Raw genomic sequence first — 24,553 nt, 5'->3', positions numbered from 1 at the left:
CCGCGGTCCGGGCGGCAGGAGGCGCCGCCGGGTACTCGACCGCCTTGCGCAGCGAGCCCTCCTGCGAGGGATGGTACGACCGCGGGGAGGAGGGGGGTATGGCCGTGCCGGGCGGGCCGCCGGCCGGGCTCACAGCCGGGGCTCCAGCTTCGCGAGGCGCCGCAGGGTGTTCGGCGCGAACCGGGACATCCACAGGGCGGCCTTGGACTCGGGGGTCACCGGCACCACGGCCCGGTTCTTCACCACGGCCAGCAGGACCGCGTCCGCGACCTTCTCCGGGGGGAAGTTGCGCAGTCCGTACAGCCGCGAGGAGCGCTCCTGGCGGCGCTTCTCCTCGGCCGGGTCCACCCCGGCGAACCGGGAGGTGGCGGTGATGTTGGTGTTCACGATGCCCGGACAGATCGCCGAGACCCCGATCGACTCGGAGGCGAGCTCCGCGCGCAGGCACTCGCTCAGCATGAGGACCGCGGCCTTGGAGGTGCTGTACGCGGGCAGCGTCCTGGACGGGAGATAGGCGGCGGCCGAGGCGGTGTTGACGATGTGGCCGCCCTGCCCGCGCTCCGCCATCTGCCGCCCGAAGATCCGGCAGCCGTGGATGACCCCCCACAGGTTGACGTCCAGGACCTTCTTCCAGTCCTCGGAGCCGGTCTCCAGGAAGGGACCGGACAGGCCGATCCCCGCGTTGTTGACCAGCACGTCGACGATCCCGTACTCGCCGGCGACCTTCACCGCGAGCTTCTCCATCGCCTGCTCGTCACTGACGTCGACGCACTCGCCCCAGGCCTGCGGGGCGCCGACGAGCCGTGCCATCTCGGCCGTGCGGGCCGCACCCTCGCCGTCCCGGTCCACGGCCACGACCCGGGCCCCGGCCTCGGCGAACGCGAACGCGGTGGCCCGCCCGATCCCGCTGGCGGCGCCGGTGACCAGCACCAGCTGACCGCCGAACCGGTCCGCGTACCTGCCCGGTGCCCGCTGCTCCGGCGCCCGGGAGGCAGGCTCCTCCCGGGCCGTGACGAAGTCGGTGATCCACGCCGCCACCTGGTCCGGCCGGGTCCTGGGGATCCAGTGCTTCGCGGGCAGGGTCCGGCGCACCAGGTCCGGAGCCCAGCGCTCCAGGCCGTCGTAGAGCCGCTCGGAGAGGAACGCGTCCTGGGTCGGCACGATCAGCTGCACCGGTACGTGCGCGTACGCGTCGGTGCGGGGACGCCTCATCCGGGCCCGTATGTTGTCACGGTAGAGCCAGGCGCCGTGCGCCGCGTCGGAGGACAGGGAGGCCGTCGGGTACGGGCCGGCCGGGATGCCCTCCAACCGCTCGAGGATCTTGGGCCAGCGCTTGCCGAGCGGCCCCCGCCAGGCGAGCTCCGGCAGCACCGGCGTGTGCAGCATGCCGACGTACCAGGACTTGGAGCCCTGGCCCAGCAGCTGGGCGGCCCGCCGCGGGGTGGGCCGCGCCATCCGCTGCTTGATCCAGTGCCCGAAGTGATCGAGGGAGGGCCCCGAGATGGAGGTGAAGGAGGCGATCCGGCCCTCGGTACGGGCGACCGTCGCGAACTCCCAGCCCTGGACGGAACCCCAGTCGTGGCCCACCAGGTGCACCGGACGGTCCGGACTCACGGCGTCCGCCACGGCCAGGAAGTCGTCGGTCAGCTTCTCCAGGGTGAAGCCCCCGCGCAGCGGTACGGGAGCGGAGGAGCGCCCGTGGCCGCGTACGTCGTACAGCACCACGTGGAAGCGGGCCGCCAGCCGCTCGGCGACCGCCGACCAGACCTCCTTGCTGTCCGGATAGCCGTGCACCAGCACGACGGTCGGGCGGTCCGTCTCCCCCAGCTCGGCGACGCACAGCTCGATCCCGCCGGTGCGCACGCGGCGCTCGCGCGCCCCCTCCGGTGCCGTCCCGCTCATCCCGCTCATGCCGCCTTCTCCTCAGCCCAGCGCCGCACGTGCGGCAGGTCGTCGTCCAGCCAGAACGCGCTCTCGACGGGATCCCGGGAGTCGGTGACGACCAGGATCTCCTCGAACTTGGCGCCGGTGCCCCGGAAGCCCAGGTGCGGCTCCACCGCCCACAGGCCGGGCTGCGGCGGGTGGTCGGAGAAGTGGTACGGGCTCCACAGCGGCGACCAGCCCTCCCGGTGCCCGCGCAGCGCGTCGGAGGCCAGCCCCTTGAGGGACTGGGTGCCGAAGCCGAACGCGGTCGGGGACCAGCGGCGCTCCTTGACCCGGTCTATCTTGTGCGCGATGACGCCGAAGGGGTAGGCCCGGTGCCGGTTGGCGTACCCCTGGCGGGTCATCAGGCGCTCGACGTTCTCGTAGACCTCCCGCAGCGGGCGGCGCTCGCGCACCTGCTCCAGGATCAGCTCCCGATGCGGGCGCAGATCGGACATCAGCCGGTCCTGCACGGGGTTGAGACCCAGGCTCCCGGAATAGCCGATGTCGGCCGCGTAGCCCCGGTACACCGGTGCCATGTCGAGGATGAACGGCATCCCCGGCTCCAGCCGCCGCGAGGTCGGGAAGAACTGGAGGGGGATCTTGAAGTTCGCGAAGGCGGTCCGGTCCCCGAACCAGGCGAAGGGCAGGTGGAACCAGTCCCGCACCCCGCGCTCGCGCAGCCACTCGCGCTGCATCCGTGCCGCCTCGCGCTCGGTGACACCCGGGCGCAGCTGCGCCGCCACGGTCTCCGCGCACTCGTACGCGAGCCGCTGGACCTCCCGGAAGCCGCGCAGCCCGGCGGAGAGCTGCCCGGAGTCGTGCGCGGTGCGCTGCTTGGTGTCCCCAGTCATGCCAGCCGTCCGTCCCTGTAGCCGTGTAGACCTCACGCCGAAACCTGACACTGATGAATGTGACAATGACCGGAGTCGGCGTCAAGGGGCCTGCACGGACCTGTGGAAAACTCCGTCGGCATCAGCCTTGCGGCAGCGTTCGTAGTCCTCAAGGCGGATACGCGGTCCCGCTCCAGGTCTGACGATCCTCGGTCCCCGCGCCACTAACGTCGAAGCCGTGACTGTCATCGCGACCGAAAGCCTGAGCAAGCGGTACCCCCGAGTGACCGCCCTCGACCGGCTCTCCCTGGACATCGGGCCCGGCGTGACCGGACTCGTGGGCGCCAACGGAGCCGGCAAGTCCACGCTGATCAAGATCCTGCTGGGACTGTCCCCCGCCACAGAGGGCCGTGCCGCCGTGCTCGGGCTCGACGTCGCCACGCATGGCAGTGCCATCCGTGAGCGGGTCGGCTACATGCCCGAACACGACTGCCTGCCCCCCGACGTCTCGGCCACCGAGTTCGTCGTCCACATGGCGCGCATGTCCGGGCTCCCGCCGACCGCCGCCCGCGAGCGGACCGCCGACACGCTGCGCCACGTCGGGCTGTACGAGGAGCGCTACCGCCCCATCGGCGGCTACTCCACCGGCATGAAGCAGCGGGTCAAGCTCGCCCAGGCGCTGGTCCACGACCCGCAGCTGGTCCTCCTCGACGAGCCGACGAACGGTCTCGACCCGGTCGGCCGCGACGAGATGCTCGGCCTGATCCGCCGGGTCCACACCGACTTCGGCATCTCGGTCCTGGTCACCTCCCACCTCCTCGGCGAGCTGGAGCGGACCTGCGACCACGTGGTGGTCGTCGACGGCGGCAAGCTGCTGCGCTCCAGCTCCACCAGCGAGTTCACCCAGACCACGACCACCCTCGCCGTCGAGGTCACCGACTCCGACGCGCACCCGGACGGCACCGCGGCCCTGCGCGAGGCGCTCACCGCTGCGGGCATCAGCCTCCACGCGGGTGAGGAGCAGGGCCTGCCCGGCGCGGGCCACATCCTCCTCGTGGAGGCCAAGGGCGAGGACACGTACGACACCGTCCGCGACACCGTCGCGGACCTCGGCCTCGGCCTGGTCCGCATGGAACAGCGCCGCCACCACATCGCCGAGGTCTTCCGCGACAGCGGCCGGCCCGCGCCCACCGCCCACCAGAAGGGAGCCGGCTCCGATGGCGCCTGAGACCTCCACCCAGATCCACAACATCGGCTACCGGTCCTACGACGGACCCCGGCTCGGCCGCGCGTATGCCCGTACCTCGCTGTTCTCGCAGTCCCTGCGGGGCGCGTACGGGCTCGGCCGCTCCGCCAAGTCCAAGGTGCTGCCGATGATCCTCTTCGCGGTGATGTGCGTCCCCGCGCTGATCATCGTCGCGGTGGCCATCGCCGTACCCGGCTCCAGTGACCTGCCGATCAAGTACACGACGTACGCCCTGACCACGCAGGTGGTCATCGGCCTCTACCTCGCCTCCCAGGCACCGCAGTCGGTCTCGCGCGACCTGCGCTTCAAGACGGTGCCGCTGTACTTCTCGCGGCCCATCGAGCGCGTCGACTACGTCGTGGCCAAGTACGCCGCCATGGCCTCGGCCCTCTTCATCCTCACCGCCACCCCGCTGCTGATCATGTGGATCGGCTCGCTGCTGGCGAAGTTCGACTTCGGTGACCAGACGAAGGGATTCGGGCAGGGTCTGGTGTCGGTACTGCTGCTGTCGCTGCTGTTCGCGGGCCTCGGCCTGGTCATGGCCGCCCTCACCCCGCGCCGCGGGTTCGGCGTGGCGGCCGTCATCGCGCTGCTGCTCATCCCGTACGGGGCGGTCTCCACGCTCCAGGCCGTCGCCTACTCCACCGGGAACACCGGGGCCATCGAGTGGATGGGCCTGTTCTCCCCGATCAGCCTGATCGACGGAGTGCAGACCGCCTTCCTCGGCGGCACCTCGGCCTTCCCCGGCGGCGAGGGCCCCTCCTCCGCCACCGGCGTCGTCTACCTGCTCGTCGTACTCGGCCTCATCGTCGGCTCCTACGGCGCCCTGATGTCCCGCTACCGGAAGGCCGGGCTGTGACCCTCATCGACATCGACCACACCTCCCGCTGGTTCGGGAACGTCGTCGCCGTCAACGACGTGACCATGCGCATCGGTCCCGGCGTCACCGGACTCCTCGGCCCCAACGGAGCGGGCAAGTCGACCCTCATCAACATGATGGGCGGCTTCCTCGCCCCCTCCACGGGCACGGTCACCCTCGACGGGACGCCGATCTGGCGCAACGAGCGGGTCTACGAGCAGATCGGCGTCGTACCCGAACGCGAGGCGATGTACGACTTCCTCACCGGCCGCGAGTTCGTCGTTGCCAACGCCGAACTGCACGGCCTCGACGACGCGGCGGCCCAGCGGGCCCTGGCCACCGTCGAGATGGAGTACGCCCAGGACCGCAAGATCTCCACGTACTCCAAGGGCATGCGCCAGCGCGTGAAGATGGCCTCCGCGCTCGTCCACGACCCCTCCGTGCTCCTCCTGGACGAGCCCTTCAACGGCATGGACCCGCGCCAGCGGATGCAGCTCATGGACCTGCTGCGGCGGATGGGCGACGAGGGCCGCACCGTCCTGTTCTCCTCCCACATCCTGGAGGAGGTCGAGCAGCTCGCCTCCCACATCGAGGTGGTCGTCGCCGGCCGGCACGCCGCATCCGGCGACTTCCGCAAGATCCGCCGCCTGATGACGGACCGCCCGCACCGCTACCTCGTCCGCTCCTCCGACGACCGGGCCCTCGCCGCGGCCCTGATCGCCGACCCGTCCACGGCCGGCATCGAGGTCGACCTCCAGGAAGGCGCGCTGCGCATCCAGGCCGTCGACTTCGGGCGCTTCACCGAGGTGCTGCCGCGCGTCGCCCGCGCGCACGGCATCCGGCTGCTCACGGTCTCGCCCTCCGACGAGTCCCTCGAGTCGGTCTTCTCCTACCTCGTCGCGGCCTGAAGGAGCTGGCACCCATGTACAACCCCACCGTCGCCCGGCTCACCTACCGGGCCCTGCTCGGCCGGCGCCGCGCGCTGATCCTCTTCGCGCTCCCCGCGCTGCTGATCGTCATCGCCCTGGCCGTCCGCTTCTTCACCGGCGTGGACGACAAGGTGGCGGCCGACCTCCTCGGCGGCTTCGCCCTCGCGACGATGGTCCCGCTGATCGGCGTCATCGCCGGCACCGGTGCCATCGGTCCCGAGATCGACGACGGCTCGATCGTCTACCTGCTCTCCAAGCCGGTGAAGCGCCCGACGATCATCATGACCAAGCTGATCGTCGCCATCGCGGTCACGATGGCCTTCTCCGCCATCCCCACCCTGATCGCGGGCTTCATCCTCAACGGCAACGGCCAGCAGATCGCCGTCGCCTACACCGTTGCCGCCCTCGTCGCCTCCATCGCCTACAGCGCGCTGTTCCTGCTGCTGGGCACGGTCAGCCGGCACGCGGTCGTCTTCGGCCTCGTCTACGCCCTGATCTGGGAGTCCCTCTTCGGCAGCCTGGTCTCCGGAGCCAAGACGCTCAGCGTCCAGCAGTGGGCCCTGGCCCTGGCCGAGAAGGTCGCCGGACAGGGGTACGTCGACGCCACCGTGGGCCTGCCCACCGCGGTGGCCCTGCTCCTCGCGGTCACCATCGGCGCCACCGTCTACGCGGGCCAGAAGCTGCGCCGCCTCACCCTCGCCGGCGAGGAGTAGGCCCGCCGCCGGCCGTATGCCGGCGCTCGTGCCCCGCCCGGCCCACCGGCCGGGCGGGGCACAGGTTCGCCCGGCATCATCGGTGCATGGACGTGCTTCCCGAGCCCGAGCCGTCCAGGCCCCTGAGGTCCTGGATACGCTCCTCGCCCGGCACGCACATATGGCTGCTGATCGTCGCCGTCACCAGCCTCGTCGTGGCGATCGCCCCCGACCGGCTGGACCACCTGCTGCTCCACCGCAGCAGCAGCAACCTCCACCAGCTGGTGAAGTACCCCGTACGGGCTCTGCTCAGCAGCGCCTTCTGGATCGAGAACCCGGCCTCACTCCCCCTCTACGCCGTGCTCTTCGAGCTCTTCCACGCACCCGTGGAGCGCTGGCTCGGCACCCTGCGCTGGCTCCTGATCGTCGCGACCGCCCATGTCGTCGCCACCCTCGTCAGCCAGAAGGTCCTCCTGATGGCCATCGAGGACCACCGGGCGCCACACAGCATGACCCATGTCGTGGACATCGGCGTCAGCTACGGACTCGCGGCCGCGGTCGGTGTGCTGACCTACCGGCTCCGCAGCCCCTGGAGATGGTTCTACCTCGTCGGGGCGGTCGCCTTCTTCGGTCTTCCCCTCTTCACGGGCGGAACCTTCACCGACCTCGGCCACGCCATCTCCCTGGCCGTCGGGCTCCTCGCCTGGCCGCTGACCCAGCACGCGGATGCGCACGGGCACCGGCCGGCGGCCCATGTTTCACGTGAAACACGCCCCTGATGCACGGTGGCCGACCGGCGGAAATTCGCTGGTACGGCACGTGCGACCGGGGCACAGTGAGTGGTGCGGGGAGTAACAAAAGGTCCGGGACGGCCACTTCGAGCGCGCCTTGCGGCGCGGGCCGTCCCGGACCTCTCGTACGTCCGGCCCCGGGGCGCATCCCCGGAGGTACCGCATCCCCGTTGCTACAGGGTGGCGAGCAGGCGCTCCAGCACCACCGCGATGCCGTCCTCCTGGTTGGAGGTCGTCACCTCGTCGGCCACGGCCTTCAGCTCCGCGTGCGCGTTGGCCATGGCGACACCGTGCGCGGCCCAGCCGAACATGGGGATGTCGTTGGGCATGTCACCAAAGGCGATCGTCTCCGCGGCCTTGGCCTTCAGCCGCCGTGCGGCGAGCGACAGGCCGGTGGCCTTGCTCAGGCCCAGCGGAAGGATCTCCACTATCCCGGGGCCGGCCATGACGATGTCGACCAGGCTGCCCACGACCTCCCGGCCGGCCTTGACGAGCTCGTCGTCACCCATGCCCGGGTGCTGGATGTACAGCTTGTTCAGCGGGGCCGTCCAGACCTCGGCGGTGTCCTCCAGGTAGAGCGCCGGCAGGCCCTCCTGCACCTGGTAGCCCGGTCCGAACAGGACCTCGCCCGCCACCCCGTCCCGGCTGGCGGCCAGCGCCAGCGGACCCACCTCGGCCTCGAGCTTCGACAGCGCCAGGCCGGCGAGCTGCCGGTCCAGCGTCACCGAGGTCAGCAGCCGGTGTGCCCCCGCGTCATAGACCTGGGCGCCCTGCCCGCACACGGCGATCCCCTGGTAGCCGAGGTCGTCCAGCACGTGCCGGGTCCAGGGCACGGCACGGCCGGTGACGACGATGTGCGCCGCGCCCGCCGCGGTGACCGCGGCGAGCGCTTCGCGGGTGCGCTCCGAGACGGTGCCGTCGTCACGCAGCAGCGTGCCGTCGAGGTCTGTCGCGACGAGCTTGTACGGGAAGGGAGCCGGGCTCACTTGGTGATCGGCTCCAGGACCTCGCGGCCGCCCAGGTAGGGGCGCAGCACCGGGGGGACCCGCACGGTGCCGTCGGCCTGCTGGTGGTTCTCCAGGATCGCGACGATGGTGCGCGGGACGGCGCACAGGGTGCCGTTCAGCGTGGACAGCGGAGCGGTCTTCTTGCCGTCGCGGTAGCGGATCGCCAGGCGGCGGGCCTGGAAGCCGTCACAGTTCGAGGCGGAGGTCAGCTCGCGGTACTTGCCCTGGGTCGGGATCCAGGCCTCGCAGTCGAACTTGCGGGAGGCGGAGGAGCCCAGGTCGCCGGTCGCGACGTCGATCACCTGGAACGGCAGCTCCAGGCTCGTGAGCCACTGCTTCTCCCACTCCAGGAGGCGCTTGTGCTCGGCCTCGGCGTCCTCGGGCGCGACGTAGGAGAACATCTCGACCTTGTCGAACTGGTGGACGCGGAAGATGCCGCGGGTGTCCTTGCCGTACGTACCGGCCTCGCGGCGGAAGCAAGGGGAGAAGCCGGCGTACCGCAGGGGCAGCTTGTCGGCGTCGATGATCTCGTCCATGTGGTACGCGGCGAGCGGGACCTCGGACGTGCCGACCAGGTAGTAGTCGTCCTTTTCCAGGTGGTAGACGTTCTCCGCGGCCTGGCCGAGGAAACCGGTGCCCTCCATGGCGCGCGGGCGGACCAGCGCGGGGGTCAGCATCGGGATGAAGCCCGCCTCGGTGGCCTGCGCGATCGCCGCGTTCACCAGAGCGAGTTCGAGCAGGGCGCCGACACCGGTGAGGTAGTAGAAGCGCGAACCCGACACCTTGGCGCCGCGCTCGACGTCGATGGCGCCCAGGGACTCGCCGAGCTCCAGGTGGTCCTTGGGCTGGAAGCCCTCGGCACCGAAGTCGCGGATCGTGCCGTGCGTCTCGAGGACGGTGAAGTCCTCCTCGCCGCCGACGGGGACGTCCTCGTGGACGATGTTCCCGAGCTTCAGCAGGAGCTGCTTGGCAGCCTCGTCCGCCTCGTTCTGTTCGGCTTCCGCGGCCCTGACGTCCTGCTTGAGCTGCTCGGCCTTGCCCAGCAGCTCCGCCCGCTCCTCCGGAGAGGCCTTGGGAATGAGCTTGCCGAGCGACTTCTGCTCATTGCGCAGTTCGTCGAAGCGCATGCCGGAGGACCTGCGGCGCTCGTCGGCGGAGAGCAGTGCGTCGACGAGATCGACGTCCTCTCCACGGGCGCGCTGCGAGGCGCGGACACGGTCAGGGTCTTCACGGAGCAGCCGAAGGTCAATCACCCCTCCAGGCTACCGGGCGGGGCTTCCTGGGATCACACCGATATCACGCTGCGTGTCACTATGTCCCAATTGAGGGGAAAGCAAGGGGCGGGCCGAGGGCTTGACCCGGGTTGCGCCAGGCGGCTGTATCCGGACACTGCGACCGGTTGATAAACCGGCCCCATTCCGCGAAAGGGGATACGGGGCGACGCGACGCGGCCGCTCTGAGCAGGCTCGGAGACCGGCTCTTGTCCACAGGAATCCTCGAGGGGCCGCTTTTATCCACAGGCTGTGTGCCCGGTCTGTGGACATCGAATGAGATCAATAGGGATCGAGGAGCGGTCTGGGCCGATCAGGGTTCAAACCGCCCTCACACACTCATTCGGGTGGGAATGGCTCGCTCCAAAGAGTTGATCGGTGATACAGAGGTGACGCCGTTCACCTTCCGCTCCCCAGCGCGAAACCTGGGGCGGCGGGCCGATATGTCGACCTTGTCGGGCCGCTCTGTCGACTTGTCCCCAGGTCCCCATCCCGGCCTGTGGATAACTCTGTGGACAGGGAAGGGAGGGCTACGCCCGGCCGTCGAGGCAGCGCGCCAGCCAGTCGGAGGCCTCGGTGAAGTCGGCGTCGGAGGTTCCCGGCCGTGCGGCGCGCACCTCACTCAGCGCGACACCGGCACGCGGGTAGGAGCCGAGGAAGCGGACCTGCGGGCACGTGCGCCGCAGCCCCATCAGGGCCTCGCTGACGCGGCGGTCGGAGATGTGGCCCTCGGCGTCGACCGCGAAGCAGTAGTTGCCGATCCCCTCCCCGGTCGGACGGGACTGGATCAGCATCAGGTTCACCCCGCGAACGGCGAACTCCTGGAGGAGTTCCAGCAGGGCGCCGGGGTGGTCGTCACCGAGCCACAGCACGACGGACGTCTTGTCGGCGCCGGTGGGCGCGGCCGGCCGGGCGGGCCGTCCGACGAGCACGAAGCGGGTCTCGGCGTTCTGCGCGTCGTGGATCTCGGTGACCAGCGCCTCCAGCCCGTAGGTGGCGGCGGCGAACTCACCCGCGAAGGCCGCGTCGAACCGGCCCTCCTGCACCAGCCGGGCACCGTCGGCATTGGAGGCCGCCGACTCCCACACGGCATCGGGCAGGTGCGTACGCAGCCAGTTGCGCACCTGGGGCTGGGCGACGGGGTGCCCCGTGACGGTCTTGACGTCCGACAGCTTGGTCCCCGGCCGCACGAGCAGCGCGAACGCGATGGGCAGCAGCACCTCGCGGTAGATCATGAGCGGCTCACCGGAGGCCAGCTCGTCCAGGGTGGCGGTGACCCCGCCCTCCACCGAGTTCTCGATCGGCACCAGCGCCGCCGCGGCCTCGCCGTTGCGCACGGCGTCCAGGGCGGCCGGCACCGACACCATCGGGACCAGCTCCCGGGTGGCGGCTTCCGGCAGGGTGCGCAGGGCGGCTTCGGTGAAAGTGCCCTCGGGACCGAGATACGTGAAGCGGGTGGCCGACATGCGGTCAGCCTAATGCCGTGCCACCCGCCGATGCGGCGCTGTTCACCCTTCGAGCAGCCGCTGTCCGACGTACTCGCCCTCGCGCGGCCCGGGCGGGACGGCGTACAGCCCGCTGGACTCGTGCCGGATGAACTCCGACAGGGCGTCACCGCGGTCGAGCTTGCGCTGGACCGGGACGAACCCGCGCAGCGGGTCGGCCTGCCAGCAGATGAAGAGGAGCCCGGCGTCGGGAGTGCCGTCGGGGCCGATCCCGTCGTGGTACGAGAAGGGCCGCCGGAGCATCGCGGCCCCGCCGTTCTGCGCGGGGGCGGAGATCCGGGCGTGGGCGTTGGACGGGATGACCGGCTTGCCGTCGGCGCCGAACTTGTCCAGGGCGAGCGGGGTCTTCTCGTCGCCGCCGGTCAGCGGAGCTCCGGTGGCCTTGGTCCGGCCGATGACCTGCTCCTGCTGGGCGAGGGACTGCTTGTCCCAGTCGTCGAGCAGCATCCGGATCCGCCGTACGACGGCGTACGAGCCCCCGCCCATCCAGGAGTGCTCGGCCGGTCCTGGTCCGGCGCCCGGCACGAAGATCCGCTTGTCGAAGTCGGGGTCCTTGGGCTTCGGGTTACCGGTGCCGTCGACCTGGCCCATCAGATTGCGTGCGGTCATGGGAGAGGCCGTGGCGCCGGGGGACCGGTTGAAGCCGTTCATCTGCCAGCGCACCCGGGCGGCCTCCCCGGCGTCCTTCTGCACGGCGCGCAGGGCGTGGAAGGCGACCAGTGCGTCGTCGGCGCCGATCTGGACCCACAGGTCGCCGTTGCTGCGCTGGGGGTCGAGCCGGTCCGAGGAGAAGTCCGGCAGCGGGTCGAGGGCCACCGGGCGCCGGGCGGTGAGGCCGGTGCGCTCGAAGAAGGAGTGGCCGAAGCCGAAGGTGAGGGTGAGCGAGGACGGTCCCGCGTCCAGGGCGATCCCGCTGTCGGCGGTCGGGGCGGTCTCGCCCGCCATGAGCCGCCGGGCGGTGTCGGACCAGCGGCGCAGCAGCGCGGCGGCCTCCGTGCGCCCGGCGCCCGGCGCCAGGTCGAAGGCGAGGACGTGGCCCTTGGCCTGGAGCGGGGTGGTGATTCCGGCCTGGCGCTCGCCGTGGAAGGCGACCTGGGTGGCGCCGAGCGAGGCGAGGGACCCGGTGGCTCCGGGGGAGCCGGCCGGGGAGTCGGAGACCGCTGACCGCACGAGGGCGCCGCCGGTGGCGCCGAGCGCGAGCCCGGCGGCGCCCGCGGCGCCTACGGTGCCCAGCAGCCGGCGCCGGGAGATCTCGATGTCGGGATTGCTCCCGGTGCTGTCGGTCACGCTGTTCAGCCGATCTTCACGTTCTTCTGGACGGTCGTCTGGTCGATGTCGGAGGTGCGTACGGTCACGTCGATGCGCCATTCGCCCGCGAGCGGCAGCTGGACCCCGGACGCGGTCCAGTGTCCGGGAGCCGCCCGGTCCGGGGCGAGCGGCAGCGGGCCGATCTCCTTGGCCGGGAGGGTGAAGGCGATCTTGACCTCGGGGAGGTCGAGGGGGGTGCCGTCGGGACCGTCGGCCCACAGGTGGAGCGTGTTGGCGCCGACCCGGCCCGGGTCGAGCTCCAGCCGGACGTTGCCCTTGCCGTTCTGGCCGCCGGTGTCGAAGGGCAGGGTGATCTTGACGGGGCGGTTGGGTACGGCGGGGGCGGATGCTCCGCCCCGGCCGGTCTCCCGCTCGACGGCGCGCCCGGGTTCGGTGCTGGTCAGGACGGTGGTGACGGCCAGGAGTACGACCGCCACACCCGCCTCGGCGAGTACGGAGCGGCGCAGGCCGGCGCGGCCCGGATCGGCGTCGCGGACGCGCGTCTCCCGGGCCTTCTCGCGGGCCGCCCGCTGGCGGGCGAGCTGGGCGGCACGCTTCGGGTCGACGGGCTCGGCGTCCGGGTCGGCGCCGGCGCCGGCGGCGTCGGTGGCTGAGGGGACGGCACTTCCGGTCGTTGTTTCACGTGAAACATCGCGTCCGGCGGGCACCGCGGCCGGCTCCCCGGTCCGGACCTCCCCGAGCCGGGAGGTCCACCTCCGCGACAGGTAGGCGATGCCGACGAGGACCGCGACGAGCGCGACCTTGATCAGCAGCAGCCTGCCGTAGCTGGTGCCCGTGAGGGCGGACCAGCTGCCGACCTGGCGCCAGGACTGGTAGACGCCCGTGACGGCGAGGACCAGGACGCTGACGAAGGCGACGCGGGAGAAGCGCCGGACGGCTTCCCGCTCGATGTCCGCCACCTTGTGCAGGGCGACCAGCAGTGCGGTGAGCCCGCCGAGCCAGGTGGCCATGGCCAGCAGGTGCAGGATGTCGGCCGGCATCGCGATCCCGGGCTGGATGCCGGTGGAGGCGTGCTCGGACAGGGCCCAGGTGGCGGCGATGCCGCCGGCCACGACCGTGCCGCCGATGCCCAGTCCGAAAGCGAGGTCGCTCGTCTCCTTGTTCTCCTCGGCGCCGTCCTCCCCGAGGGTGTCCGCCTCCGCTCCGGAGGCCTTCTGCCGGCGGGCGTAGGCACCGAAGAGCACAGCGATGAAGAGCGCGGCCGCGCCAAGCAGCAGCAGCCGGGAGAGGAAGGAGGCGCCGGTCTTGGTCTCCAGGACGGCCTTGAGCCCGTCGAGGTCGAAGGCGTCGGCGAACTTCCCCGAGCCGGTGTACGGGGTGCGCAGCACCAGCATCGCCAGGGTGGCGGCGGTGAGGGTGACCCAGCCGCGCACCACCAGCTTCTGCAGAGGCCGCTCCGCCGAGCCGCGGCGCCAGCACAGCAGGATGAAGGCGGCGCCGCCGACCAGGACGGTGAACCCGGCGTAGGCCGCGTAGCGGGCGATGCCGTACGCGATGCCGACGGGCCCGCCGCCGACCTGCTGCGCGGGGAGGGCGACGCTGGTCGCCGAAGGGGCGCCGACGGAGAAGGTGAAGGCCCCGGAGATCGGGTGGCTGTCGGCGGAGACGGCCTGCCAGGCGACCGTGTACGTGCCGTCGGGCAGGCCCGGGTGCAGGGCCGTGCCGTAGCGGATGGTCGATCCGCTGCACATGTCCCGCAGCTCGCCGGTGTCGACGCGCTTGCCCTGGGGGTCCATGACGCGGATGGAATCGTCGCCCATGGCGACCTGCTCCGAGAAGGAGAGGGTGACCTGGGCGGGCGCCGTGGCGACCACCGCCCCGTCCTGCGGGTCGCTCGCCGTGAGTGCCGCGTGCGCCGTGGCCGGGGCGGCCGCGGTGAACAGGGCCGCCAGCAGGGCTGCGAGAACCAGTGCCAGCCGCGGCAGGAGTGCCGCCGTGCGGGCGCGGGCGGAAGGAGGAGCGGGGGCGGTGGCCGTCATGGCGTGTCAGTTCCTCGGTCCGTCAGTGGGAAGTGGAGTTCTGCGCGGTGTACGTCCGTTCCTTGACGTCCAGCTCCACCTTGACAGGGCCGGCCTTCTCGAACCGCAGCTCGATGGTGATCTTGTCGCCGACCTTCGGCTGGTTCTTGAGCCCCATGAACATGATGTGGTTGCCGCCGCGCTCCAGCCGCAGCTCACCGCCCGCGGGCACGTCCATCGACTGGACCTGCTGCATCTTCTGGTCCTTGGTCTCGTGGATCTGCAGATCGTCCGAGAGCGGGCTGCCGGCGGAGACCAGCTTGTCGGCGGTCTTCGAGCCGTTCTTGATGACCATGAAAGCGCCGGCCATCTTGTCGTTGACCGGTTCGGGCATGAAGGCTCCGCTGACCGTCATGCCGCCCTGGGCGGCCTGGGCGGCCTCCGGTGCAGCCGAGGCTCCCGCGCCGGCCGGGGACCCGGAGCCGTCGTCCTGGCCTGAGGAGCAGCCGGATATGGCCAGCGCTGCCGTCAGGGAGAGGGCGGCGGCGATGGTGCGGATGGTGCGGGCGTTCACGGGTTCTCCCCCTTGATGATCTTCGGCAGGTCCTTGGTGTAGTCGTCGACGGTCGTGCCCTCGCCGTAGAGGACGTAGCCCTCGTCGGTCTTGGGCGAGAACGCGATGACCTGGGCCCCGTGCATGGAGACGACGGTGCCGTCGGCCTCCTTCTTGGGGGCCTCGATACCGATGCCGAGAGATCGGGCGGCGGCCTGGATGGTGGCGAAGTCCCCGGTCAGTCCGGTGAAGGACGGGTCCTGGGCCCTGAGCCACGCGCCGAGGGAGTCGGGGGTGTCCCGCTCGGGGTCCGTCGTGACGAAGACGACCTGGAGCTTGTCCTGCTCCCCCTTGGGGAGCGCCTTCTTGGCGACGGCGATGTTGCTCATCGTCAGGGGGCACACGTCGGGGCAGTTGGTGTAGCCGAAGTACATGAGCGTCGGCCGTCCCTTGGTCTGCTCGCGCAGGTTCCACGGCTTGCCGGTGGTGTCCGTGAGGACGAGCTCCGGCTTGTCGAAGGGGCGGTCGAGGACGGTCGCGGTTCCGGCCTTCTTCTGGCCGGTGATCTGGGTGACCGAACCGGTGTTCTTCTCGGTCCCGCCGCCGCAGGCGGTGAGGGCGAGCGCGGTCGCCACCGCGAGGGCGGCGACCGTCACACGTGTGGTGCGCATGGGAAATCGTCCCTGGGGTCGGGGATGGTGCGGATGTCGGGGGTACGACCGCGGGGCGAGGGGGCCGGGGCCCCGACGCCTCAGGAGGCGCGGCGCCGCGAGGCGATGCCGAAGGCGACGCCGGCGAGGCCGACGACGATGCCCACGATGCCGAGGGTGCGCGCGGTCGTGTCGGAGCCGCTCTTGGCGGCTTCGTCGTGTCCGCCGTCGCCGTTGCCCTCGCCGGGGTTCTTGCTCCCGTCGGCAGCCGGCTTGGCGGCCGTGTCGTGGTGGTCGTCCGCGGCCTTGGCGGCGGTCAGCTTCAGCACGGGCGCCGGCGTCTGCGGCTCCGCGGCGCCTTCCTTGGGCTCCTCGATCCAGCGGACGACCTCGTTGTTGTCGTACGTCTGGATCGCCTTGAACACCATCTTGTCGGCGTTCTCGGGGAGCTTGCCGACGGAGACCGGGAACTGCTGGAACTTGCCGGGCTCGATCTTGCCGCCGGTCCAGGTGACCTTCGTGACGACCTCGTTGATCTGCTTCCCGTGCACGGTCAGCGGCTTGTCGAGCTTGGTCTTCTCGACGGTGGACGTCCAGCCGGGGAGTTCCTGCGGCATGACGGACGTGAGCGGCTGGTCGACCGGGAAGTTGACCTCGAGCTGGGTGGTCGAGGCGTTGTCGCGCTCGTTGGGGACCTTGAAGTTGAGCGTCGCGTAGCCGCCCTTGGTGGCCTCGCCGGGCTGCACGCTGACGTGCGCGAAGGCGGTGCCGGACAGGGCGAGGACGGCACCGGCGGCGAGGGCGGCGGTGAAGGAGACGCGAGAGGTCTTCATGGCGGGAACACTCCACGGAAGCAGGGGTGACGGTGGCTCCTCCGCGCACGGGCGCGCGAGGAGGTCGCGGCACCGGAGCCACCGCCGGGTGTTCCGGGGAGCGGGGTGCCGCGTCAGGCTGCGAGGACGAGCGCGGCCGCCGGCGGCCCGCGCCGGATCACGGTGTGCAGCAGTGCGTCCCGGCCGGTGGAGACGGCGGGTGCGGCAGCGCTCCGGCCGGCCCGGGGGCCGCGGGCGGGCGCGCCGGGGAGTCCGGCCGCGAGGGCCCGTACGAAGGCCAGCGCGGCGCGCAGCGGACGTATGGGGTCGGCTTCCGCGCGGAGCGGGAGCCGGGACAGTTCGACGAGCCGGAACAGGGCGGCGTCACCCCGGCCCAGCAGCCAGCCGGCCGCGAGCGCGGCCAGCAGGTGGCCGATCATCATGGCCGGGCTGAACAGGCCGACCGCCGGTGCGGCGGTGCCGCCCGCCACGTGGGCGTGGGCCATGTGCGCCTGCGCGGCGGCCTGGGCGGCCACCGCGGCCGGGTCCAGTCCGGCCGCCTCCAGGATCTGCCGGGCGTCGGCCGCGCTCAGCGGTACGGCATTGCCACCGCAGACCAGCTGGGCGGCGAGCGCCGCGAGCGAGGCGTCGGAGGAACCCGCCGCCGGAGCCTGGGACGTCGCGGCGCCGTGCTGGCCGAGGCCGAACAGCGTGTGCAGCCCGAGCTGTCCGGCGGCGAGCCCGGCGGCGATCCCGGCCAGCGGGCGCCTGCGCCCGGCGAGCGGGGCCGCGACCGCGAACACGGCGGCGAAGGCCAGGGCCAGGGCCCACCACGGCACGGTCGCGCAGGAGGCCACCGCGTGGCCGGCCGCGGACAGCACGACACAGACCGCGGTGAACACCGCGGCCCGGGTCATCCGGAGACCGGCTCCGGCGCGTGTCGTGTGGGTGGCAGTCATGGCCGGGTCATCATCGCACTGCGCCCGGGCCCTGCCTACGGCAGGTGCTGGAGGGACCCTTGGGTTCCGGTCTGCGGGTCGGTGTCCGGTCCGTCCCGGATCAGCCCGCGGTCAGCCGCGCACAGGTCCCGGCCGCCCTCCGGCGGTGCGTGCTCCACGTCCCGGCCGCCCTCCGGCGGTGCGCGCTCCACCGGCTGGCCGCCCTCCGGCGGTGCGCTCGGCTTGACGGGTTCCCGAGATCGCGCCGACCCGTGGTGACCCTCCGCCGCCGGTGCCGGGCCGGGCTCGGCGGGCGCCCCGGAAGGGCCTCGCGGCGCCGCATACACCGCCGCCCGGGAACTGCGCGTCGGCCGAATGAGGGCTGTGCCGGCCGCCAGGGGCTTACGGCTCGGTGCGGACGGCAATAGGTATCCGTATGAGCATCTGGTGGTCTGTCCACTTGAGGCGCGAAGCCGCGAGCGTGCCGCTCGCGCGGCGGCTGCTGCTGGGGACGATGGAGACCGCGGGGGTGGACCCGGACATCTGCTACGACCTGTCGGTCGCGCTGAGCGAGGCCTGCGCGAACGCGGTCGAGCACGGCGGCCGCGGTGGCTGCCCGGGCGCCGCCTCCCGCGAAGGACCCGGCGAAGGCCCCGGCGAACGCGGCGGCGAAGGCAGAGACGCAGCCACCGAGGCGTACCACGTCACGGCATATCTGGACGGGGACCGCTGCCGCATCGAGGTGACCGATTCGGGCCCGGGATTCCCGCCCTCGACGGTGGCCCGCCGCAGACCCTCCGGCTCCTGCCTGGCCGAACACGGCCGGGGACTGCACCTGATCGAGGAACTCGCCGACCACGTCCGCTTCCGCAACCGGCCCGGCCGGGGGGCCGTGGTGAGCTTCGACAAGATGCTGAAGTGGCGCGACGACGCGCTGCTGAAGGTGTCGTAGGACGACGGAGGGCGGGAACCGCGACCGGTTCCCGCCCACCCGTACGTCCACCCGCCGGCGTCAGCCCTTGAGGCGCGCCATCCAGGCCTCGACCTCGACCGAGGTGCGGGGCAGCCCGGCCGACAGGTTCCGGTTGCCGTCCTCGGTGACGAGGATGTCGTCCTCGATCCGGACGCCGATGCCGCGGTACTCCTGCGGCACGGTCAGGTCGTCGGCCTGGAAGTACAGACCGGGCTCGACGGTCAGGCACATGCCCGGTTCCAGCGTGCCGTCCACGTACGCCTCGGTGCGCGCGGCGGCGCAGTCGTGGACGTCCATGCCGAGCATGTGGCCGGTGCCGTGGAGGGTCCAGCGGCGCTGGAGACCGAGCTCCAGGACCCGCTCGACCGGGCCCTCCAGCAGGCCCCACTCGACGAGCTTCTCGGCGAGCACGTGCTGCGAGGCGTCGTGGAAGTCGCGGAACTTGGCGCCCGGCTTGACCGCGGCGATGCCGGCTTCCTGGGACTCGTACACGGCGTCGTAGATCTTGCGCTGGATGTCGCTGTACGTGCCGCTGATCGGCAGCGTGCGCGTGACGTCGGCGGTGTAGAGGGAGTCGGTCTCCACGCCGGCGTCGAGCAGCAGCAGGTCGCCGGAGCGGACCGCGCCGTCGTTGCGGACCCAGTGCAGCGTGCAGGCGTGGGCGCCGGCGGCGGCGATGGTGCCGTAGCCGACGTCGTTGCCCTCGACGCGGGCGCGCAGGAAGAAGGTGCCCTCGATGTAGCGCTCGGAGGTGGCCTCCGCCTTGTCGAGGACCTTCACCACGTCCTCGAAGCCGCGGACGGTGGAGTCGACGGCCTTCTGGAGCTCGCCGATCTCGAAGGCGTCCTTCACGGCGCGGGCCTCGGAGAGGTAGACGCGCAGCTCCTCGTCGCGCTCCTTGGTCACCTTGTCGGTGAGGGCGGCCTCGATGACGGAGTCGTGGCCGCGTACGACGCGCACCGGGCCGGTGGCCTCGGCGAGGGCCTCGGGAAGGGTGCGCACGTCCTTGGCAGGGATGCCCAGGAGCTGCTCGGCCTCGGTGAGGGAGTGGCGGCGGCCGACCCAGAGCTCGCCCTGGCCGGAGAGCCAGAACTCGCCGTTCTCGCGGTCGGAGCGGGGCAGCAGGTAGACGGTGGCCTGGTGGCCGGTCTCCCCGGCGGGCTCCAGGACGAGGACGCCGTTCTCGGTCTGGTCGCCGGTGAGGTACGCGTACTCGGTCGAGGCGCGGAAGGGGTACTCGGTGTCGTTCGAGCGGACCTTCAGGCGGCCGGCCGGGACGACCAGCCGCTCACCGGGGAAGCGCGCGGACAGCGCGGCACGGCGGTCGGCGGTGTGCCCGGCCTGGGCGATGGGCTCCAGGCCGCGGAGTTCGGTGTCGGCCCAGCCGGTACGCATGTTCTCCGCGAGTTCATCGCTGACGCCCGGGTACAGCCCGTTCTTGCGCTGCTTGTGCTTCTTCTTGGGCTGCTCTTCTTCCGGGGTCTCCGGGGTGAGCTCGTCAGCCACGTCTTCTCCTCCGCTGCTACGACATGCAAGGACCGGGTACGGACCTCGTCCATCGTATGTGCGAAGGGAAGGCCCCCGGCCAGACCTGTGACATATCAGTCAAACCGGGCGCATGCTTCCGCGGTGGGGTGGCGGCCGGGCGCGGGCGTCAGTCGAACCGGGCCGCGAGCAGGACGACGTCCTCGGACGCGTCGGCCGGGCGGGCCGCCTCCTCCGGCAGGACCGTCTTCAGGATGTGGTCGCAGATGGCCGCCGGGTCCTCCCGCGCGCTCCGCGGAACCCCCGCCGCCGCCGCGTGCAACCGGGCATAGGCCCGGTCCATGGGGTCGCCGGTACGCCGCAGCAGGCCGTCGGTGTAGAGAAGCACCGTTTCTCCGGGCGCGGGTTCGATCTCCACGCTCGGCGCCTCCCAGCACGCCAGCATCCCCAGCGGCGCGGAGAGGGAGGTCTCCACGTACTCGGTCCGGCGCTCGCCGATGAGCAGCGGCGGCGTGTGCCCCGCACCCGCGAGGACGATCTTGCGGGCGGCGGGCTCGCAGAAGGCGAAGAGCGCGGTCGCCGAGCGCGCGGGCTCGGTCAGGCGCAGCAGCAGCTCCAGGTCGGACAGGACCGCGACGGGGTCCTCCCCCTCCATCACTGCGTACGCCCGCAGCGAGGCGCGCAGCCTGCCCATCGCCGCGACGGCGCTCGGGCCGGACCCGGTGACGGATCCGACGGCCAGCCCCATCGCGCCCTCGGGCAGCGGCAGTGCGTCGTACCAGTCGCCGCCGCCCTGCGGACCGGTGCGGTGCCGGGCGGCGAGCTGCACCCCGGGGATCCGGGGCAGCCGGCTGGGCAGCAGTTCCCCGGCGATGGTGGCCAGCCGCTCGCGCGAGCGCGTGACCTCCAGCATCCGGGCCAGGTGTTCGGCGGCGTGCCGGACGTACAGCCCGACGAGGTCGCGCTGGCGCTCGCCCGGCTCGGCCTGCTCGTCGTACAGCCAGACGGCGGCGCCGAGCCGGCCCGTGGCGCCGGCGGCCAGCGGGAGCGCGTAGCTCGCGGCGTAACCGAGCCGGGCCGCGACCTCCCGGTGGCGCGGGTCCACGGGGGGCGCGTGACCCCCGGAGCCGGGAACCGCCGTCGTGCCCGCCTCGGGGAGCACCTCGGAGCCCCCGTGGGCGCCGGGCAGTCCGTCGAGGATGCGGCCGTACGAGGTGGCGCTGCGCGGCACCGTCTCGATGTGCCCGAGGTCCGCGCGGCCGAGGCCCAGCCCGATGGTGGTCGCGGGGCCGAGGCCGTCGGAGGGCTCCAGGACCACCAGTCCGCGGCGCGCGCCGACGAGGGCGGCTCCGGCGCGCAGGAGTTCCCGGAGGGAGGAGTCGAGGTCATCGGCCCGGGCGAGGCGCTCGGTGAGCTCGTGGAGGGTGGTGAGGTCGGAGACCATGCCCGCCAGCCGGTCCTGGATGACGCTGCTCGCCGCCGGCGGGGCGCCCCGGGCGGGAGCGGTGGGGGCGGGAGCGGAGCCGGCGGGATGACCCGGCGCGGCCGTGGACGGGGAGGTCGGGGGAGTGGAACCGGGCGTGGGCGCCGCAGTGTGCGCGGGCGCTGTAACTGCTGGATCGATTCCAGCCACTTTCGGCAGATGCGGGGCGCTCATGGCGTCCGCCTTTCCACCTGGTGCGATTCGCCATGTAGCATCGCAAACCCCCAGATCGTGCTGCGCCGCCATCAATGGATCCACATCTACACGCACACGAGGAGCGATGTCCAGCATTGCCCAGGTGGGAATACTGGTGTCCGTGGGGCGGCAACTCACTGTCCAGCCCGGGCTAAAACTTGGCCGGAAAAAGCGGGAAGCGGACGGTTTTTGCGCTCGACTGGACAGGCGCTCCCAGGGCTCCGGGTACGTACTCGATGGTGCCCGGGGTCAGTTGACGCCCTCCCGGCACCGCCGGGAACCGCCCGGCGCGGGCAGTCGTCCTTAGCGGCGGCAGCCGGTCTCGAGACCGGTGCGGGTCGCCCGGGCCGCTCGCTCCGGGTCCCCGCCGGACGTTTGACGGACCCGTAAGACAACTGCACGAACCGTGTGAACCTGCTTCAGGCGGACAGTGACGCGAAACGTGCACGTGTGGTGAAACACCGGATACATGGTGTGATGTGGCCCTTCGGCGTTCAACGGAAAGGAACGAGCGCTCATGCGCGAGATCCTCGGAAGGCGTCTCCAGCGGCTCCGCGATCGCTTGAAATTCCCGCGCTCCGCCTCCCGCTCAGCCGAGACGGGCGTGGACGGCACGGCGGCCGCCTCCCTGCTCGACGGGGCGCTGACCTGTGCCACCGTCTGGCAGTGGCCCGTACTGCCGGGCGTCGGCCGGGCCGCCGCCGACAGTCCGCGGTGCGCCTGCCCCGAGCCCGACTGCGTGGTGCCCGGCGCGCATCCCTTCGACCCCGGGCTGCTGGCCGCCACGACCGACGCCCGGATGGTGGCCTGGTGGTGGGCCAGGCGGCCCGCCGCCCCGGTGCTGCTGGCGACCGGCGGCGGCGCACCGTGCGCGGTGAGCCTGCCGGCCGGCGCGGCCGCGCGCGCCGTCGTACGGCTGGACGCGCAGGGCATGCGGCTCGGTCCGATCGTCGCCACGCCCACCCGGTGGTCCCTGCTGGTGGCGCCTTACTCGCTGGAGCGACTCGGCGAACTCCTGTACGCCAAGGACCACGTGCCCTCCTCGCTGCGCTTCCACGGTGAGGGCGGCTATTTGCTGCTGCCGCCCTCCGCGGCCAGCGGCGGCGGGCAGGTCCGCTGGGAGCGGGAGCCCGCGTCCGGCCCGGGCGGGCTGTGGCTGCCGGAGGTCGAGGCGGTCGTGGACGCGCTCGTCGAGGCGAGCAGCGGCGCGCCCGGCGGCGGCAGCCGGCTCGCGTACTGAACAGGCGCGTCGCCGGAGTCGGCTCGCATACCGAGCGGCCGGGGTCGCCGGAGTCGCGCCGCCGCATCACTCGTACGGGTGCCAGCGCAGCGGGTTTGCAAGGGAATTGGGCGCGGGGATCTCCGCGCCCCTTTCCCGCGTCGCTATCTTCGGCGAATGAATCTCCGCCTGATCGGTATCGGCGCCGGTGTGCTGGTCATCTTGTCGCTTCCCCTGGCCGGAGCGATCGCCGGGCCGGATATCGCCGGTCAGGATGACGGAAAAGGCGGGGGACTGCTCACCTCGCTCGGCCTTTCCCGCTCCTCCCCCGCCCCGAACGCGGCGCGTCCCGCCGCGGGCCCGGCCCGGCCGGGACCCGCGGAGCAGCCGCGTACCGCCTCCCGCTGCGGACCCGAACTCTCCGCTCCGCAGGGGCTGGAGGCGCAGACGTGCGTCCTGGAGAGCGCGGGACAGACCTGGGGCCGCAGCTACTACCGCAACACCAGCGGACGCGCGCTGGACGCCGTACTGACCGTGATGGGGCCCGCGGGGCGCACGGTGCAGATCCGCTGTGCGGTCGGGGCGGGGGACGAGCCCGGACTGTGCGAGACGCCCCGGGGTGATTCGGCGGGGGCGCCGGAGGACTACTCGGCCGTAGCGGAGTTTGCAGTTCCGGATGATGAAGGGCGGCTGCTGCTGCGGTCCGGGAGCAACTCACCGGGCCCGGGCGAAGGTTGAACGCCACCGGAAAGACAAGGGCCCGGTCGCTGGCGACGGGGGATGCACCAGCGACCGGGCTACAAGAACGGTAACAAGAGATCGCCTGTTCGCAAATTCGATCTCTGATATTCAGACATCGATTTGCAGGCGATTAGCGGGAGTTGTGACCCCAGTCACCGGACCCGTGCGTGGCCGTGCGTCAGCTCAGCGTCACCTGGCGGTTGGTGAGGCCGCCGCGAGCGCGGCGCTCCTCGGGGGTCAGCGGAGCGTCCGCGGCGAGGGCCGCGGCCAGCCGTTCCGCGAACTCGGCGGCGGGCTTCTCCACGTCGTCCGCGGAGACCCCGGTGGGCAGGTCCCAGACCGGGACCACGAGGCCGTGGGCGCGGAAGGAACCGACGAGCTTCGTGCCCTCGCCGAGGGAGGACGTGCCCGCGGCGTGCAGGCGCGCGAGGGCGTCGAGCAGCTTCTCCTCGGGGTGCGGCATGACCCAGCGCAGGTGGTTCTTATCCGGGGTCTCGCACCAGTAGGCCGCGTCCACGCCCGTCAGCTTGACGGTCGGGATGGCGGCGGCGTTGGCGCGCTCCAGCGAGGCGGCGATCTCCGGAGAGGCGTTCTGGGCGCTTTCCGCCTCCGGAATCCAGAATTCGAAGCCCGTGTGCACAACCGGCTCGAAAACGCCGTCCGGGTCGAGGAGATCCTGGAGCCGGGGACCCTCGGCCGGCACCCGGCGGGCCGCCACCGGGGTGCCGGGCTCGGCGACGAGCGCGCGCTCCAGGGTGTCGGCCAGATCGCGGGCCAGGTCGCCGGTGGTCGAGTCGTTCTGGAGGCCGAGCAGGACCGAGCCGTCCTCGCGCCGCAGGGCCGGCCAGGCCATGGGCAGTACGGTCACCAGGGTGACGGACGGGACGCCCTCGGGCAGACCGCCCTTGAGGGTCAGCGGGATGGTGGCCGCGGGGACGAGCTCGCGCAGCGCCACCCAGTCGCACTCGCCCGGAAGTCCCTCGAACGGGCGCCGCACGTGCTCGGTCGAGGCGTGCGAGGCGGCTGCGCCGTGGCAGGCCTTGTAGCGGCGGCCCGAGCCGCAGGGGCAGGGCTCGCGCGCGCCGACGACCGGGATCTCCCCGTTCTCGAGCTGCGGCTTCGCGGTCTTCGCGGCAGGGCGCTTCTTGGCCATCGTGGGTG

Annotated in this window: 23 protein-coding genes; 8 read left to right on the top strand and 15 right to left on the bottom strand. The window is 72.0% G+C overall.

What is annotated here, in order from left to right:
* Window positions 1-129: 129 nt before the first annotated feature.
* Together AB0D45_RS01635 and AB0D45_RS01630 are read right to left on the bottom strand one after the other, a co-directional pair.
* Complete coding sequence (locus AB0D45_RS01635; RefSeq protein WP_362454890.1) at window positions 130-1,902, bottom strand: SDR family oxidoreductase; 1,773 nt, start codon at window positions 1,900-1,902, stop codon at window positions 130-132.
* A 5-nt stretch (window positions 1,903-1,907) separates the two neighbouring features.
* Window positions 1,908-2,777, bottom strand: coding sequence for a M24 family metallopeptidase (locus AB0D45_RS01630; RefSeq protein ID WP_361595563.1), 870 nt, complete (start codon window positions 2,775-2,777; stop codon window positions 1,908-1,910).
* 217 nt (window positions 2,778-2,994) lie between these two features.
* Between AB0D45_RS01630 and AB0D45_RS01625 the strand changes: the two genes are divergently transcribed.
* From AB0D45_RS01625 to AB0D45_RS01605, 5 genes are all read left to right on the top strand, one after another.
* Window positions 2,995-3,984 carry an ABC transporter ATP-binding protein gene (locus AB0D45_RS01625; protein ID WP_362454820.1) on the top strand — a complete coding sequence of 330 codons (990 nt, stop codon included), beginning with the start codon at window positions 2,995-2,997 and terminating at the stop codon, window positions 3,982-3,984.
* Entirely contained in the window at window positions 3,974-4,861 is an 888-nt protein-coding gene (locus AB0D45_RS01620) for an ABC transporter permease subunit (protein ID WP_361595557.1), read from the top strand. The genes AB0D45_RS01625 and AB0D45_RS01620 overlap by 11 nt, the downstream gene beginning before the upstream one ends.
* Complete coding sequence (locus AB0D45_RS01615) at window positions 4,858-5,769, top strand: ABC transporter ATP-binding protein (RefSeq protein WP_362454819.1); 912 nt, start codon at window positions 4,858-4,860, stop codon at window positions 5,767-5,769. Before AB0D45_RS01620 ends, AB0D45_RS01615 begins: the two co-directional genes overlap by 4 nt.
* A gap of 14 nt (window positions 5,770-5,783) precedes the next feature.
* Entirely contained in the window at window positions 5,784-6,503 is a 720-nt protein-coding gene (locus AB0D45_RS01610; protein WP_361595551.1) for an ABC transporter permease subunit, read from the top strand.
* Between the two features lie 86 nt (window positions 6,504-6,589).
* Complete coding sequence (locus AB0D45_RS01605) at window positions 6,590-7,261, top strand: rhomboid-like protein (RefSeq protein ID WP_362454818.1); 672 nt, start codon at window positions 6,590-6,592, stop codon at window positions 7,259-7,261.
* Window positions 7,262-7,446: 185 nt separating this feature from the next.
* On the opposite strand, the gene AB0D45_RS01600 is transcribed toward AB0D45_RS01605, so the two are convergent.
* From AB0D45_RS01600 to AB0D45_RS01555, 10 genes are all read right to left on the bottom strand, one after another.
* Complete coding sequence (locus tag AB0D45_RS01600; RefSeq protein WP_361595545.1) at window positions 7,447-8,259, bottom strand: HAD family hydrolase; 813 nt, start codon at window positions 8,257-8,259, stop codon at window positions 7,447-7,449.
* Entirely contained in the window at window positions 8,256-9,533 is a 1,278-nt protein-coding gene (serS, locus tag AB0D45_RS01595) for a serine--tRNA ligase (protein ID WP_361595542.1), read from the bottom strand. Before serS ends, AB0D45_RS01600 begins: the two co-directional genes overlap by 4 nt.
* A gap of 548 nt (window positions 9,534-10,081) precedes the next feature.
* Entirely contained in the window at window positions 10,082-11,017 is a 936-nt protein-coding gene (pheA, locus tag AB0D45_RS01590; RefSeq protein ID WP_361595539.1) for a prephenate dehydratase, read from the bottom strand.
* A gap of 42 nt (window positions 11,018-11,059) precedes the next feature.
* On the bottom strand, window positions 11,060-12,343 hold the full coding sequence (gene efeB, locus AB0D45_RS01585; RefSeq protein ID WP_362454817.1) for an iron uptake transporter deferrochelatase/peroxidase subunit: 1,284 nt from the start codon (window positions 12,341-12,343) through the stop codon (window positions 11,060-11,062).
* A 5-nt stretch (window positions 12,344-12,348) separates the two neighbouring features.
* On the bottom strand, window positions 12,349-14,364 hold the full coding sequence (locus AB0D45_RS01580; RefSeq protein ID WP_362454816.1) for a copper resistance protein CopC: 2,016 nt from the start codon (window positions 14,362-14,364) through the stop codon (window positions 12,349-12,351).
* 22 nt (window positions 14,365-14,386) lie between these two features.
* Window positions 14,387-14,917 (bottom strand): copper chaperone PCu(A)C, encoded by a 531-nt coding sequence (locus AB0D45_RS01575; RefSeq protein ID WP_362454815.1) that lies wholly within the window; start codon window positions 14,915-14,917, stop codon window positions 14,387-14,389.
* On the bottom strand, window positions 14,914-15,567 hold the full coding sequence (locus AB0D45_RS01570) for an SCO family protein (RefSeq protein WP_362454814.1): 654 nt from the start codon (window positions 15,565-15,567) through the stop codon (window positions 14,914-14,916). Before AB0D45_RS01570 ends, AB0D45_RS01575 begins: the two co-directional genes overlap by 4 nt.
* An 80-nt stretch (window positions 15,568-15,647) precedes the next feature.
* On the bottom strand, window positions 15,648-16,379 hold the full coding sequence (locus tag AB0D45_RS01565; protein ID WP_362454813.1) for a YcnI family protein: 732 nt from the start codon (window positions 16,377-16,379) through the stop codon (window positions 15,648-15,650).
* Between the two features lie 113 nt (window positions 16,380-16,492).
* Window positions 16,493-17,317, bottom strand: a complete 825-nt coding sequence (locus AB0D45_RS01560) for a hypothetical protein (RefSeq protein ID WP_362454812.1) — start codon at window positions 17,315-17,317, stop codon at window positions 16,493-16,495.
* 35 nt (window positions 17,318-17,352) lie between these two features.
* The gene (locus AB0D45_RS01555; RefSeq protein ID WP_362454811.1) at window positions 17,353-17,508 is read right to left on the bottom strand and encodes a hypothetical protein; all 156 of its coding nucleotides are present in this window, start codon (window positions 17,506-17,508) and stop codon (window positions 17,353-17,355) included.
* Between the two features lie 224 nt (window positions 17,509-17,732).
* Here AB0D45_RS01555 and AB0D45_RS01550 point away from each other — a divergent pair, with 224 nt between their 5' ends.
* Entirely contained in the window at window positions 17,733-18,248 is a 516-nt protein-coding gene (locus AB0D45_RS01550) for an ATP-binding protein (protein ID WP_362454810.1), read from the top strand.
* Between the two features lie 60 nt (window positions 18,249-18,308).
* Here the strand turns inward: AB0D45_RS01550 and AB0D45_RS01545 are convergent, their stop codons facing one another.
* Both AB0D45_RS01545 and AB0D45_RS01540 read right to left on the bottom strand, forming a co-directional pair.
* The gene (locus tag AB0D45_RS01545; RefSeq protein WP_362454809.1) at window positions 18,309-19,775 is read right to left on the bottom strand and encodes an aminopeptidase P family protein; all 1,467 of its coding nucleotides are present in this window, start codon (window positions 19,773-19,775) and stop codon (window positions 18,309-18,311) included.
* A 148-nt stretch (window positions 19,776-19,923) separates the two neighbouring features.
* The gene (locus AB0D45_RS01540) at window positions 19,924-21,528 is read right to left on the bottom strand and encodes a PP2C family protein-serine/threonine phosphatase (protein WP_362454808.1); all 1,605 of its coding nucleotides are present in this window, start codon (window positions 21,526-21,528) and stop codon (window positions 19,924-19,926) included.
* A 421-nt stretch (window positions 21,529-21,949) separates the two neighbouring features.
* Between AB0D45_RS01540 and AB0D45_RS01535 the strand changes: the two genes are divergently transcribed.
* Both AB0D45_RS01535 and AB0D45_RS01530 read left to right on the top strand, forming a co-directional pair.
* Entirely contained in the window at window positions 21,950-22,672 is a 723-nt protein-coding gene (locus tag AB0D45_RS01535) for a bifunctional DNA primase/polymerase (RefSeq protein ID WP_362454807.1), read from the top strand.
* A 156-nt stretch (window positions 22,673-22,828) separates the two neighbouring features.
* Window positions 22,829-23,389, top strand: a complete 561-nt coding sequence (locus AB0D45_RS01530; RefSeq protein ID WP_362454806.1) for a hypothetical protein — start codon at window positions 22,829-22,831, stop codon at window positions 23,387-23,389.
* A gap of 181 nt (window positions 23,390-23,570) precedes the next feature.
* Here the strand turns inward: AB0D45_RS01530 and AB0D45_RS01525 are convergent, their stop codons facing one another.
* Window positions 23,571-24,545, bottom strand: coding sequence for a DUF5926 family protein (locus AB0D45_RS01525; protein ID WP_362454805.1), 975 nt, complete (start codon window positions 24,543-24,545; stop codon window positions 23,571-23,573).
* Window positions 24,546-24,553: the final 8 nt, after the last annotated feature.

This window comes from Streptomyces sp. NPDC048352, from assembly GCF_040651895.1.
In the GTDB taxonomy this organism is placed as follows: Bacteria; Actinomycetota; Actinomycetes; order Streptomycetales; family Streptomycetaceae; genus Streptomyces.
The sequence above is the reverse complement of the archived record's forward strand: the minus strand, read 5'-3'. Positions and strand labels throughout refer to the sequence as shown.

Bases quoted from the DNA above. Each gene is read 5' to 3' on its own strand.
- AB0D45_RS01550 (WP_362454810.1), top strand. From the start codon at position 17,733: ATGAGCATCTGGTGGTCTGTCCACTTGAGGCGCGAAGCCGCGAGCGTG.
- AB0D45_RS01620 (WP_361595557.1), top strand. From the start codon at position 3,974: ATGGCGCCTGAGACCTCCACCCAGATCCACAACATCGGCTACCGGTCC.
- AB0D45_RS01540 (WP_362454808.1), bottom strand. From the start codon at position 21,528: ATGCTGGACATCGCTCCTCGTGTGCGTGTAGATGTGGATCCATTGATG.
- pheA (WP_361595539.1), bottom strand. From the start codon at position 11,017: ATGTCGGCCACCCGCTTCACGTATCTCGGTCCCGAGGGCACTTTCACC.
- AB0D45_RS01565 (WP_362454813.1), bottom strand. From the start codon at position 16,379: ATGAAGACCTCTCGCGTCTCCTTCACCGCCGCCCTCGCCGCCGGTGCC.
- AB0D45_RS01525 (WP_362454805.1), bottom strand. From the start codon at position 24,545: ATGGCCAAGAAGCGCCCTGCCGCGAAGACCGCGAAGCCGCAGCTCGAG.
- AB0D45_RS01635 (WP_362454890.1), bottom strand. From the start codon at position 1,902: ATGAGCGGGACGGCACCGGAGGGGGCGCGCGAGCGCCGCGTGCGCACC.
- AB0D45_RS01530 (WP_362454806.1), top strand. From the start codon at position 22,829: ATGAATCTCCGCCTGATCGGTATCGGCGCCGGTGTGCTGGTCATCTTG.
- AB0D45_RS01535 (WP_362454807.1), top strand. From the start codon at position 21,950: ATGCGCGAGATCCTCGGAAGGCGTCTCCAGCGGCTCCGCGATCGCTTG.
- AB0D45_RS01610 (WP_361595551.1), top strand. From the start codon at position 5,784: ATGTACAACCCCACCGTCGCCCGGCTCACCTACCGGGCCCTGCTCGGC.
- AB0D45_RS01570 (WP_362454814.1), bottom strand. From the start codon at position 15,567: ATGCGCACCACACGTGTGACGGTCGCCGCCCTCGCGGTGGCGACCGCG.
- AB0D45_RS01605 (WP_362454818.1), top strand. From the start codon at position 6,590: ATGGACGTGCTTCCCGAGCCCGAGCCGTCCAGGCCCCTGAGGTCCTGG.
- AB0D45_RS01560 (WP_362454812.1), bottom strand. From the start codon at position 17,317: ATGACTGCCACCCACACGACACGCGCCGGAGCCGGTCTCCGGATGACC.
- AB0D45_RS01630 (WP_361595563.1), bottom strand. From the start codon at position 2,777: ATGACTGGGGACACCAAGCAGCGCACCGCGCACGACTCCGGGCAGCTC.
- AB0D45_RS01580 (WP_362454816.1), bottom strand. From the start codon at position 14,364: ATGACGGCCACCGCCCCCGCTCCTCCTTCCGCCCGCGCCCGCACGGCG.